Raw genomic sequence first — 12,804 nt, 5'->3', positions numbered from 1 at the left:
AACCATGTCCTCCTTTACTTAGTGCTATACCATGTATCACCGAAATTCACATCTACATCTAGTGGCACACTAAGTTTATAAACATTTTCCATCTCTTCTTTTACTAATTTTTCTACTATATCAAATTCATCTTCTTCTACATTTAGTATAAGTTCATCATGTACTTGAAGTATTAGTGTACTTCTTAGATTTTCTTTCTTAAGTCTATTAAATACATTAATCATTGCTATTTTTATTATATCTGCTGCACTCCCTTGAATTGGCGCATTCATAGCAAGTCTTTCTCCTAATGCTTTAACAATCTTATTTGATGATTTGATTTCTGGTATAAATCTTTTTCTATTTAAGATTGTAGTTACATAACCAGTTTCCTTAGAGTCTTTTATTATGTTGTCTAAGTATTCCTTTATTTTAGGATATCTATCAAAGTAAATACTCATATATTCTGAAGCTTCTTTTTTAGTAATTCCAAGGTCTTGTGCAAGTGAAAAATCACTTATTCCATATACAATCCCAAAATTAACTGCCTTTGCGCTTGAACGCATTAAAGGTGTTACTTCATCTATTGGTACATTGAATACTTCTGAAGCTGTTTTTGTGTGGATATCGCTATGATGCTTGAAGGCATTTATCATATTTTCATCTCCACTTATATGAGCTAAAACTCTAAGTTCTATTTGTGAATAATCGGCAGATAAAAGCTTATCTGACTTTTCTTTAGTTATGAAAATCTTTCTTATCTCTCTTCCCATTTCATATCTAATAGGAATATTTTGAAGGTTTGGTTCTGTACTTGATAATCTTCCTGTAGTTGTTACAGTTTGATTAAAGCTAGTATGAATTGAACCATCTATATCTATTAAAGCTTTCATTCCTTCTACATAAGTAGAATTAATTTTAGTCATCTGTCTATAATAAGTTATTTTATCTATTATAGGATGCTTATCTCTTAATTTATCTAAAACATCTACGTTAGTTGAATATCCAGTTTTAGTTTTCTTTATAACAGGAAGGTCTAGCTTTTCAAATAAAATTTTACCAAGTTGCTTTGGTGAATTTATATTAAATTCTTCATCAGCAAGAGTATAAATTTCATTTTGAACTACTTCAATTTCCTTTTTAAATTTTACTGCAAGTTCATCTAAAATATTCTCATCAACTTTAAAGCCTTCTTCTTCCATATCTGCAAGTACAGCTATTAATGGATGTTCTACATTATAATAAAGTTCTTCCATATCTTCATTCTTTATCTTATCTTTAAGAACTTTATATAAGGCATGCATATAGCTTACCCCTTCTATTAATCCTTCTTCACCTTTTTTAATTTCATCACCAATATATGTTGCTATAACTTCATTTAATGGATATTGTCCCTTTGAAGAATCTATAATGTATGCAGCTATTGCTGTATCAAAATTAAAACTTTCAATTTTTATATCCATTCTACTTAATATTTTAATTAATGTTTTAGCATCATGTATTACTTTTTTCTTATTTTTATCTTCAAAGAAAGATTTTAATACTCTTAAAGTTTCCTTTTCATCCTTTTTTATACTCTCTTCGAAATCAAATGATACTCCATTATTATCTTCACCGAAATATAATTTTTTTAACTTTCTTTTTGAGTTTAAAGCAGCTTCCTCTATTAAATAAGCTATGTAGTAAGTTTTATCTTCTTTTAATAATTCTTTTAGACTATCTAAAGACTCTATCTCTTTAGTATTTACTTCTACTTTTTCTTCTTCCCCTATAAATTTTACAAGAGAAGATTTCATTTGAAGCTTTATTAATAACTCTTTTAATCCTTCTTTATTAATTATATTTTCAGTGCTTATATCTTCCATTAAATTATCTATTGGAACTTCAGTCATTATTGTAGCAAGTTTTTTACTAAATATTGCTTGTTCACTATAAGTTTCAAGATTTTCTTTTAGCTTCTTACCGCTTATATTATCAATATTTTTAAGCACTTCCTCAACTGAACCATACTCTTTTATTAATTTATATGCAGTCTTTTCTCCAACTCCTGGAACACCTGGTATATTGTCTGATTTATCTCCCATTAGTCCCTTAACATCAATAAATTGTGTTGGAGTAACTCCAAATTCTTCAATAAATGATTCTTTATTATATTCAGCTGTTTCTGATACTCCCTTTTTAGTAATTACAACATTTATATTTTCATCTGCAAGTTGAAGGGCATCCTTATCTCCTGTAACAACATAAACTTCCATCCCTTCATCTGCTGCTACCTTAGCTGTTGTACCAATTATATCATCAGCTTCGAATCCATCTAATTCATATATCTTTATGCCAAGTAAAGCTAATAATTCTTTAATTAATGGGAATTGCTCTGCAAGCTCTTCTGGCATTTTCTTTCTTCCAGCTTTATAATCCCCATATTCTTTATGCCTAAAAGTTGGTGCTTTTTTATCAAAAGTTGCAACTATATAATCTGGATTTATATCATCCTTCATTTTTAATAACATATTTGTAAAACCATATATTGCATTAGTGTGAACCCCTTCACTATTTGTAAGAGGTGGTAATGCATAAAAGGCTCTATTCATAAGTGAGTTTGAATCTAATATAAGTAACTTTTTCATAGTTCCTCCCTATCTAAGCCTTAAGCTCGTTTCTGTGATTACATTTATAATTATATCCTAGATGCTTCATTATAACACTTCAAATTATAACAAAAGTAACATAGATATTAAAAAATGCTAAGATCTAGTTCTCTAGATAGATCTTGCAATACTTTAAGTCCAGCTATACTATTTCCCTTTTCATCTAAGGCCGGACCATATACTCCAATTCCCATAGTCTTAGGAACTGACGCAAGAATTCCTCCACCAACTCCGCTTTTAGCTGGTATTCCTATTCTTACTGCAAATTCTCCTGAAGCATCATACATGCCACAAGTAACCATTATAGACTTAACTATTTTGCAGATTTCTTTATCAATTAATTTTTCACCGCTCCATGGTATAATCCCATCATTTGCAAGAACCGCTCCGAGCCTAGCCAAATCCTTTGCATTTGCTTCTATAGAGCATTGTCTAAAGTAAAGATCTAAAACTTCTTCAACATTCCCATCTAGTATTCCGCTACTTTTCATAAAATACGCTAATGCTCTATTTCTATTTCCCGTTAATTTTTCTGATATATAAACTTCTTCGTTTATAGTTATATTAGGATTATTTGTAGCTTTTTTCATAAAATCTATAAGCTTTTTTAGTTTCTCCTCTTCTGTTCTTCCTTTTATAAGAGAAGTTGTAACTATTGCACCTGCATTAATCATAGGATTGTATGGTCTACCAGTTTCAGTTGTCTCTAATTTAACTATTGAGTTAAATCCTTCACCTGTTGGTTCAACATTAACTTTCTTAAAAACATTTTCTTTTCCATTATCCTGTAACGCAAGTATTAAACCTACTATTTTTGAAATACTTTGTATTGTAAATTTTTCATCACAATTTCCCGCGAAATATTCATCTCCATCTAAATTTACTATTGCAATACCTAAATCATTTACATCTGCCTTTAATAATGCCGGAATATATGAAGCTAGCTTCCCTTCTTTGCCGTAGACTTTATTTTTATCTACTAATCGTTGTAGTATATCAAACATGTTAAAGCACTCCATTCTTCTTACTTAATTGAACAAATTCAAGTAAATATATTATATTACTTATTAAGTTTACTTACAAGAAATATACTTCTTATTTATTTACACATTGTTTTGCATATTCTTTACTTTATATGGTAAAATAATATTTAAAATTTAGGAGGTGTTCTTAAAATGAATAACTTTGAAAACTTATTAAAAAAATATGCTAATTTAGTTGTATCTAAAGGTGTTAATCTCCAAAAAGATAGACTATTATTTATTAGCTCACCAATAGAATGTTCGAACTTTGCAAGACTTCTAGCAGAAGAAGCATTTAAAATTGGTGCAAAAGATGTATATATAAATTATTCTGATGAACTGTTTACAAGAATAAGATTTGAGAATGCAACAGTTGAGACACTATCAAATGTCCCTCAATATGAAATCGATAAATACAATTACTTCGTCGATAATGGAGCTTCTTTTATCTCTATTTCAGCAAGTGATCCTTCATTATTTAAGGGAATAGATTCTAAAAAAATAAGTAGTTCAAGTAAAGCTAAAAATATTGCCCTTAGAAATTATTCTGATAAATTAATGAATAATGAAAATGCTTGGTGCGTTATTTCACTTCCTACTAAGGCATGGGCTACTAAAGTCTTTAAAGATGTCTCTGAAGATGAAGCTATAAATAAATTATGGGATGCTATTTTCTCTGTTATGAGATTAAACTCTGAAGATCCAAATAAAGCATGGCAAGATCATTGTAATAAATTAAAAGAAAATATAAAAACTCTTCAAGATTACAATTTTGAAAAGCTAATATTTAAAAATTCTTTAGGTACTGATTTAGAACTAGAACTTGCTCCAACTCATATATGGTCAGGTGGTTCAGAATTTACTAAAGGCTCAGTTGAATTTATTGCAAACATGCCAACTGAAGAAATATTTACAACACCAAAAAGAGATGGAATAAATGGAATAGTACATTCTACAAAGCCTCTTAATTATGGTGGTAATCTAATAAATAATTTCTCTTTCACTTTTAAAGATGGTAAAATTATAGATTTTACTGCTGAGGAAGGTTACGATTCATTAAAAGAACTTTTAGATACTGACGATGGAGCTAGATATTTAGGTGAGGTGGCTCTTGTACCATATGATTCACCAATTTCAAATTCAAATATATTATTCTATAATACTTTATTTGATGAAAATGCATCATGTCATTTAGCTGTTGGTAAAGCTTATCCTTCATGCATAAAAGGTGGCGAAGATATGAATGATGCAGAACTTATTAAGGCTTCCTCAAACGTGTCATTAACTCATGTAGATTTTATGATTGGTTCAAAAGATCTAGATATATTAGGTATAACTGCAGATGGAAAAGAAGTTCAAGTATTTAAAGATGGTAATTTTACTTTCTAAAATCAACTTATTATGCCTATAAAATTAAAAAGCTGTAAGAATACAAGTCTTACAGCTTTTTCTTTAATATATTATAATTTTTATATACTCTATTAAGTAAGTCTTTTAAATTGTTTGAAGTTTCTTCAATAATTTCCCCATTTGGTATCTTTCCACCTTCTAATTTAACATTATAAGCTTTATCACTAGAACCATTAAGCTTAAATGTAACGGTGGTTTTATCCTTTTTAATATCTTCTATCATCTTATAATACTTCAAATAATTTTTTATATCCATACTACCTCTCTAGAGAATTTTTATACTATTTTAATTTTATTCTACGCTAATCTTATCTTTATCTTCTTTTGGCTTTGAATGATATTCTACCTTTTCTCTAAAGTTTTTTATCTCATTTTCAAGTCCATCAACCAAGAAAGAAAATCTTTTCTTTATTCTCTTTTTAAATAAGAAGTTTTGAATAAATGCGTTTATAGTTCCAAATATTCCTGTTGTATTATCACTTTCTTCTAATGAAAATAAAGTTTTATTATCTTCTATTTTCTCAAAAGTATATGTTGAAACAAACATCATTTTATCTCTAACAGATGTTATTTGATAAAGTTCATTTTTTTTAAAATCTGTTATCTCAACTCTTATATCAACTTTCTTATTAGAATATGCACCTGTCTTTTTCGTAACTGCACATCCGATTGGATTCTTTTCATTAAATTTTGGGAAATCCCTTTTAGCTGTCTTTATAAATATATTGAATACTTCCTCTACTGGATAATTTAACTCTACTGTATTTTTAAAACTCATAATTTTCCTCCCAAGTTAAAGTCTAAAATTATACTACAATACTCCTTTATTTATAATATTATATAATATCGTTATAATCTTCAATAAGAGTTTTTTAACTTTATAATTTAAAGAAGGCATAAGCTTAAAGCTTATGCACTTCTCATTAAATTAATTTTATTATTCGTTATTTCCAATTTTATTTGCGGCTATAACAAATGGAGCCCATATTACTAGTGCAAGTATAAATAGTAATAATGCTAAAAGTGTAGCTCTAAAATCTCCATTAGTTGCTAAGAATGCTGACAGTATTGGTGGACAAGTCCATGGAATAAATGCACTTATCTTAGATACCAGTCCAGCTTGCGTTGCAAAATATGCTATAGTACATAATATACCTGGTATTATAGCAAATGGAATGAAGTAAATTGGATTTAATACTATTGGTAAACCAAATATAACTGGTTCATTAATTTGGAATACACCTGGTACAATTGCTAATTTAGCCAGTTCTCTACTTTCTTGTCTCTTAGAGAATATAAATATAGCTAAAAGTAATGCTAAAGTACCACCTGATCCGCCTGGCATAGCGTATACGTCAACAAAGTTTCTAGTAAATATGTGTATAGCCTCTTTACCCTGGTTAACTGCTTCTATATTAGCATTTAATGTTGGTAAATACATAGTATTAAGAGCTGGTTCTACCATGTTTAGACCATGTAATCCGAAGAACCAGAAGAATTGTGATAATGTAATTAATCCGATATAAGCGAATGGTGATTGTCCAAACTTAGTTAAAGGTTCTTGTATTGTTTTATCAATCCAAGTTTTATAATCTACTCCAATAACTGCAATAAACAACATTGAAATAAGTGCAAATACAAATACAGTTACTATAGCTGGTATAACAGCTGAAAATGCTCTTGAAACAGCTGGTGGTACTTGATCAGGCATTTTAATAACCCAGCCTTTTTTAGTAAGATAACAGAATAATTGTGCTGATAATAGAGCAACAACAAGTCCTGCAAACATAGCAGTTGAGTTAAATGATCCCCAGGATATATTTCCCCAAATGTCTACAGCATGTTCAACATCATTAACATTTACAATAACACCTTTTAAAGTATCTGGTACCATAGCTAAGTATGCAGCAACTGCTACAGTAGCTCCAGCTAATGGATCAACATCTTGTGATCTACAATATGCATAAGCAACAGTTATAAGTAAGAAAATTGTTGTCATTGCAAGCGTTCCCCACCACATACCATTAAATACAGGTGATATATACTTATCAATAACAGGCTGTACTGAAGATGCCCATGCATCCATTTCATTTAATTTTTTTCCAACTAATGAGTCCGGTTTTAGTAAAACGTTTAGGAACATAGTTCCAAAAGCTCCAATTAAAGAAATTGGTAAGTAAGCAATAAATCCATCTCTTAGCGCAGCTAAGTGTTTTTGGCTACCTAACTTTGATGCAATCGGCATCATAACTTTTTCAAGCCAAGTAGCAAATCTGTCCATAAATCCCATTTCGGTTCCCCCTCAAAAATTAATAATATTTATATGAATATTTCCTTTCTTAATGATTAGAGTGTCGTCAAATCATTTAAGCATTAGAAAATATACATAACTACTTTAATTTTTAAACCCTTTATGTGTAAAAGATCATTTGTAATCTTTTACATTACTTATATAATAAATTTATTATATAAGCCTAAATATAATTCCTATAATTTTCACCCTATAAAATTTTATTACTTTATATATATAATAAAGTCTTTGCAAATAAATTTAACAAAGATCTCTTAATCTAATTTTTACTAAAACTTAATTAAAATATGGCTCTAATAATGGTAATACCTTTTCTACTCTTTTTAGCCCAAAATCAACTGGTTTTAAAACTATATATGGTAAACTTTTACTATCCAATTCAGCCTTTAATTTATCCTCCACAAGCATCATCTCTGGTGATATTAGAGTAACTGCTATATCTTCATCGTTTAGGTAATCTTTCATATTAGAATCATTTGTAAATATCCATTCGATTAATAAATTTTCTTTTTTAGTATGCTCAACTATAACTCTTTCAAATGATTTTGATTGACTTGTCCCTTTTGATAAAACTAACACCTTATTCATATTTCCATCCCCATTCTATTTATAAACTTAAGTATTGCTTAATAAATAAACCATATTAGATAATTTTGTTATTATTTACAATTTTATCATAATATTAATAAGGTGTATATCTTTTTGTTAATTTTTAACATTATTTATTAATAATTTTTTTAATTTTATCTTTTTAAATTTTTTATTTATTTCTAAGATCCTTTGTCCTTATATTCATAATTTTACATAATTCACCCTATTTTGTAAATGCTTTATTGAACAAATTATAAATTTTTATTCATTTTTGTAAACTTTTTATATGCAACATGTAGAATCTCTGTATATTTTATGCTTATCTATATAATTTATCACTACTTTTAATAATATTTTTAGTCTAACCTACAATTTGTAAGTTAGACTATAATAAACTAAAGTTCCTTTTCTAATCTTTCTCTAACACTTTTTATAAAATCAAAACTATTAACAACCTTTATATCTTTATTTTTTGTAATTAGTGCAAGATCTTTAGTCATTGTTCCTTCTCTAATTGTATCTAAAGTCACTTTTTCTAGAATATTTGAAAATCTTATAAGATCATTAATAGAATCAAGCTCTCCTCTTTTTCTTAAAGCTCCTGTCCAAGCAAATATAGTTGCAATTGAATTAGTTGATGTCTCTTCTCCTCTTAAATGTCTATAATAATGTCTTTGAACAGTTCCATGTGCTGCTTCATATTCATAATTCCCATCTGGCGAAACTAAAACAGAGGTCATCATAGCAAGAGATCCAAATGCTGTTGCTACCATATCGCTCATTACATCTCCATCATAATTTTTGCAAGCCCAAATCATTCCACCTTCTGATTTTATTATCCTTGCTACTGCATCATCAATTAAAGTATAAAAGTATTCTATTCCTTCTTCTTCAAACTTATTTTTATATTCATTTTCATATATTTCTTTGAAAATATCCTTAAATGTATGATCATATGTTTTTGAAATAGTATCTTTACTTGAGAACCATAAATCTTGTTTTGTATCTAATGCAAAATTAAAACAACTTCTTGCGAAACTTTCTATAGATGACTTTAAATTATACATTCCAAGAACTATTCCGTCTCCATCAAAGTTATGAATTAGTTGTCTTCTTTCATTTCCTATATCATCAGTGAATACTAATTCACACCTACCCTTTTCTTCAATCTTCATCTCTGAATCTTTATAAATGTCTCCATAAGCATGTCTAGCTATTGTTATAGGCTTTATCCAATTCCTAACGCAAGGTTCTATTGAATCTACACATATTGGAGCTCTAAAGACTGTTCCATCAAGAATTGATCTTATTGTTCCATTTGGACTTTTCCACATCTCTTTTAGGTTGTATTCTTTTACTCTATCACTATTTGGAGTTATTGTTGCACACTTAACTCCTACTCCATATTTTTTAATAGCTTCCGCCGCCTCAATTGTTACCTTATCATCTGTTTCATCCCTAACTTCTAACCCCAAATCATAATACTCGCTTTTTAATTCAACAAAAGGATTGATTAATTCCTCTTTAATATAGCCCCATAGAATCCTTGTCATTTCATCTCCATTCATTTCAACTAATGGAGTTTTCATTTTTATTTTTGTCATAAACTTGCCCCCTTTTATTAACTTTTATAACATTTTTAGGATAATTATACATTATCGAAAATATTAAATCAATTTTATGAAATAAAAAAATAGTATGGAAGTAAGTCTACTTAACTTACTCTCATGCTATTTTTGTTTAACATTCAAACTTTTGAGCTTCTTCTATAAATTCTTTCATATTATTACTTATAAATTTGTCTTTATGTACAATAAGCAATAAATCTCTCTTTATTCTATCTTCATTAAATGTTACTTTGCTAATCTTATCCATCTTTATTTCTTCTCTAATACACTGATTAGATACACATCCAATTCCAAGACCTGCCTCTACACTTCTTTTAATAGCTTCTGTACTACCAAGTTCCATAAATACTTCATATTCTATTCCTTTATCTTTTAAGTACCCTTCAACTATTTCTCTAGTTCCACTGCCATTTTCTCTCATAATAAATTTTTCTTTTGACACATCTTCTTTATTTATAAAGGTTTTATTAGTCCATTCATGTGCATATGGCTCTATAAACACAAGTTCATCTTCCCATATCTTCTCATATATTATTTCTTCAGAATGTACTTTTCCTTCAACAAAAGCAAAGTCAATTTTATTTTGAAGAATCATCTTCTCGATATTCTTTGTATTCTCTATTATAAGAGATATTTCTATACCTTTATTTACTGATACAAAATCTTTAATTATATCAGGTAATATATATATACCTATAGTTGTACTAGCTCCTATTACTATTCTACCTTGCTCTTTATTATTAATTTTTTTAATATTCTCGATACCTTCATCGTATAAATTAAGTATTCTTCTAACATAATTAAAATAAACTTCACCCTCATATGTAAGACTTAGTCTTTTACCTATTCTATCAAAAACCTTTACTCCAAGTTCTTCTTCTAACTCTTGAATTGCTTGACTTACAGATGGCTGACTTATGTAAAGAGATTTTGCAACCTTTGTCATATTCAAATTAATAGCCGTCTCATAAAATATTCTTAACTTTCTAAAATTCATACCTTCACCTCAAAGTCAAATAAGCCATGGTAATACCATAGCCTATTTTTTATCTTTATCTACTTCTTCGTAATCAACATCAATTGCTTTTGATGTATCAAAATCATCATCATTACTTTCATATTGGCTAGCCTCATCACTTTCATATTTGCTAGTCTCATCATTTGAGCTTCTATAAGTATATGTTTCACTATAATTTTCGTTATCTTTTTTATATTTCTTTTTATTAAAATATCCTCTAATTTTAAATATACCCCATAGTACTACTGCTGCTATGATTACATAAGGTAATATCATTATGAATGCTGAAGCAACTAATCCAATTATTACTATAGTTATTATAAGGTACATTGCTATCTTAAAATTTCTATTCATATTCTCATTCCTTTTTAAAGTATCATTTTGTACTATTATACAATTTAATTGTTAAGTTATAAAGATATTTATCTTGCAATTTTATTAACAATAGAAATATATCCTACTATATTTACCTTAAATGTGAAAAGTAGCACTTACTAAGTAAGTGCTACTTTAAATATTTTAAGCTGATTTTTTTTCTTTCTTTGCTATCTTTGGAAGTATAAATCCAAGACCAATTAGTATAAATGGTGTTGCAACATTAAGTATTAGTTGGAACCACCATCCACCAGTGAAGGTATCAACACCTTGTGGTGCCATTCCTAAGATACAAGCTATCGCTGTAAATGCAAAACACCATACACCTACACCTAATGCAAGCTTATCGTTCTTTAAGAACTTGTAATCAGCTTTAAATTTATCTCCAGCTTTCTTAAGTAATATAAATGCTAAGAATACCCAAAGATATCTAAGTGGCATTACAACCGCATTTAATCTTAATAACCAGTTGTATATCTCATTAACATTACCAATTCCAAGTGCTGGAACAATAATTAATATACTAACTAGTATAGCTGTCATTAAATATCCTCTAATTGGAGCACCATGTGAATTTGTTTTTGTTAATCCTCTAGGTACAAAATTATCATCAGTATCTGCAAGTAACACTTTAAGTGGAGCATCAATTGAGAATATTAATGCTGAAATTTGTGCTAATGCATTTGCTAATGCATATATAAATAAGAATGTATTTCCTATTCCATAATACTCACCAAGTTTTTGGAATGCATAATATTGACCATTCATCATAAGATCTTGTGGTATATCATTTGCATTAAACATCATTCCCATTGCAAAAGATCCTAATATTGCTGATATTGTAACCATAATTGCAAGTATTATCATTCCTAATGGGAACTCTTTACTAGCATTTTTAGTGTTATTTACATATGGTGAAATCTTTTCAGCTCCACCAACTGAGAATACTAGCATTGCAATAGTTGTAAAATATGTGAAATTAAAGTTTGGAACTATTGTATCCCAACTTATATTAGTAGTTGCTATATGAACTCCTCTTATTGCTGGTGCAGCTATCATTAATACTATATAAAGTAATGACATTACAAATGTTGCAACCCCTGCAATTGTTCCTATAGTTTTAAGTGAAGTCATTCCTCTTGATGCTACCCATAAGAAGAATAAGAATATTGCTAAAGTAATAAGCTGTGCATATAATGGATCCATTGATTTTACAAAATCTCCATTTCCTTGTACTGCCCATCCTAAAGCTACTAATAAAGTTTGTGGCTTTTGAGCTAAATAAGGGATATGAACAACCCAATAAGTCCAACCTGCAAAGTATGCTAATGTTGTTCCTTTAGTTTCTCTAATCCATGTACTAACTCCTGCTTTACCATCTTTGAAAACTGATCCTAGTTCTCCAACCATTAAAGCGTATGGTACAAAATATAATCCTATGATAAGAACCCATGATACAATAACTTGTAATCCTTGGTTAGCAAAGTTGTTAACAACATTACCAAATCCCCAAACTGATACAAAGGCCATCATCGCAAGATTATACCACCTTAATTTTTTACTATCATCTGCCATAGTTATCCCGCTCTCTTTCTGTCATTTCTTAGCTTATTAAGTATAAAAATACTTATACATTATATCAAACTTCTAATAATACGACAAATTTCACATCTTGCTTCATTACTCTATAATTTTCTTCATCGTATTCATTTATTATAATTAAAGACTTGTCATTAATAAATCGACAGTGGTTATTATATATTTTTAATAAACAATCAATTATATAAAGTTATGAATAATATATTTTTTTAAATAAAAAAGC

11 protein-coding genes are annotated in these 12,804 nt (G+C 28.6%); 1 reads left to right on the top strand and 10 read right to left on the bottom strand.

Translation table 11 applies throughout. The features are described from left to right. Positions 1 to 14 precede the first annotated feature (14 nt). Positions 15 to 2,606 carry a DNA polymerase I gene (polA, locus tag ACQPUW_RS02830; protein ID WP_430835992.1) on the bottom strand — a complete coding sequence of 864 codons (2,592 nt, stop codon included), beginning with the start codon at positions 2,604 to 2,606 and terminating at the stop codon, positions 15 to 17. Positions 2,607 to 2,713: 107 nt separating this feature from the next. Continuing rightward, complete coding sequence (gene glsA, locus ACQPUW_RS02825; protein ID WP_430835991.1) at positions 2,714 to 3,631, bottom strand: glutaminase A; 918 nt, start codon at positions 3,629 to 3,631, stop codon at positions 2,714 to 2,716. A 171-nt stretch (positions 3,632 to 3,802) separates the two neighbouring features. On the opposite strand from glsA, the gene ACQPUW_RS02820 reads away from it, so the two are divergent. Next, positions 3,803 to 5,038, top strand: coding sequence for an aminopeptidase (locus ACQPUW_RS02820; RefSeq protein ID WP_430835990.1), 1,236 nt, complete (start codon positions 3,803 to 3,805; stop codon positions 5,036 to 5,038). 49 nt (positions 5,039 to 5,087) lie between these two features. On the opposite strand, the gene ACQPUW_RS02815 is transcribed toward ACQPUW_RS02820, so the two are convergent. The 8 genes from ACQPUW_RS02815 to ACQPUW_RS02780 all read right to left on the bottom strand — a co-directional run bounded on the left by ACQPUW_RS02815 (position 5,088) and on the right by ACQPUW_RS02780 (position 12,557). Further along, a complete protein-coding gene (locus ACQPUW_RS02815; RefSeq protein WP_430835989.1) occupies positions 5,088 to 5,315 on the bottom strand; it encodes a hypothetical protein in 228 nt (75 codons plus the stop codon). Between the two features lie 36 nt (positions 5,316 to 5,351). Continuing rightward, positions 5,352 to 5,837 (bottom strand): DUF3284 domain-containing protein, encoded by a 486-nt coding sequence (locus ACQPUW_RS02810; RefSeq protein ID WP_430835988.1) that lies wholly within the window; start codon positions 5,835 to 5,837, stop codon positions 5,352 to 5,354. Between the two features lie 159 nt (positions 5,838 to 5,996). Continuing rightward, positions 5,997 to 7,349, bottom strand: coding sequence for a PTS sugar transporter subunit IIC (locus ACQPUW_RS02805; RefSeq protein ID WP_430835987.1), 1,353 nt, complete (start codon positions 7,347 to 7,349; stop codon positions 5,997 to 5,999). A 297-nt stretch (positions 7,350 to 7,646) separates the two neighbouring features. Further along, on the bottom strand, positions 7,647 to 7,958 hold the full coding sequence (locus ACQPUW_RS02800; RefSeq protein ID WP_430835986.1) for a hypothetical protein: 312 nt from the start codon (positions 7,956 to 7,958) through the stop codon (positions 7,647 to 7,649). A gap of 398 nt (positions 7,959 to 8,356) precedes the next feature. Next, entirely contained in the window at positions 8,357 to 9,565 is a 1,209-nt protein-coding gene (locus tag ACQPUW_RS02795) for an NADP-dependent isocitrate dehydrogenase (protein WP_430835985.1), read from the bottom strand. A 136-nt stretch (positions 9,566 to 9,701) separates the two neighbouring features. Next, a complete protein-coding gene (locus ACQPUW_RS02790) occupies positions 9,702 to 10,586 on the bottom strand; it encodes a LysR family transcriptional regulator (protein ID WP_204595135.1) in 885 nt (294 codons plus the stop codon). Between the two features lie 42 nt (positions 10,587 to 10,628). After that, positions 10,629 to 10,961 carry a hypothetical protein gene (locus tag ACQPUW_RS02785; protein WP_430835984.1) on the bottom strand — a complete coding sequence of 111 codons (333 nt, stop codon included), beginning with the start codon at positions 10,959 to 10,961 and terminating at the stop codon, positions 10,629 to 10,631. A gap of 165 nt (positions 10,962 to 11,126) precedes the next feature. Next, a complete protein-coding gene (locus ACQPUW_RS02780) occupies positions 11,127 to 12,557 on the bottom strand; it encodes an amino acid permease (protein ID WP_430835983.1) in 1,431 nt (476 codons plus the stop codon). Positions 12,558 to 12,804: the final 247 nt, after the last annotated feature.

The organism is Clostridium sardiniense (genome assembly GCF_050584765.1).
Taxonomy (GTDB): Bacteria; Bacillota; Clostridia; order Clostridiales; family Clostridiaceae; genus Clostridium; species Clostridium sardiniense_A.
This window is presented reverse-complemented; position numbering and strand designations above follow the sequence as displayed.

Excerpts from the sequence above, each read along its gene's own strand:
- ACQPUW_RS02785 (WP_430835984.1), bottom strand. The coding sequence starts at position 10,961 with ATGAATAGAAATTTTAAGATAGCAATGTACCTTATAATAACTATAGTA.
- polA (WP_430835992.1), bottom strand. The coding sequence starts at position 2,606 with ATGAAAAAGTTACTTATATTAGATTCAAACTCACTTATGAATAGAGCC.
- ACQPUW_RS02815 (WP_430835989.1), bottom strand. The coding sequence starts at position 5,315 with ATGGATATAAAAAATTATTTGAAGTATTATAAGATGATAGAAGATATT.
- ACQPUW_RS02820 (WP_430835990.1), top strand. The coding sequence starts at position 3,803 with ATGAATAACTTTGAAAACTTATTAAAAAAATATGCTAATTTAGTTGTA.
- ACQPUW_RS02790 (WP_204595135.1), bottom strand. The coding sequence starts at position 10,586 with ATGAATTTTAGAAAGTTAAGAATATTTTATGAGACGGCTATTAATTTG.
- ACQPUW_RS02810 (WP_430835988.1), bottom strand. The coding sequence starts at position 5,837 with ATGAGTTTTAAAAATACAGTAGAGTTAAATTATCCAGTAGAGGAAGTA.
- ACQPUW_RS02805 (WP_430835987.1), bottom strand. The coding sequence starts at position 7,349 with ATGGGATTTATGGACAGATTTGCTACTTGGCTTGAAAAAGTTATGATG.
- ACQPUW_RS02780 (WP_430835983.1), bottom strand. The coding sequence starts at position 12,557 with ATGGCAGATGATAGTAAAAAATTAAGGTGGTATAATCTTGCGATGATG.
- ACQPUW_RS02800 (WP_430835986.1), bottom strand. The coding sequence starts at position 7,958 with ATGAATAAGGTGTTAGTTTTATCAAAAGGGACAAGTCAATCAAAATCA.
- glsA (WP_430835991.1), bottom strand. The coding sequence starts at position 3,631 with ATGTTTGATATACTACAACGATTAGTAGATAAAAATAAAGTCTACGGC.
- ACQPUW_RS02795 (WP_430835985.1), bottom strand. The coding sequence starts at position 9,565 with ATGACAAAAATAAAAATGAAAACTCCATTAGTTGAAATGAATGGAGAT.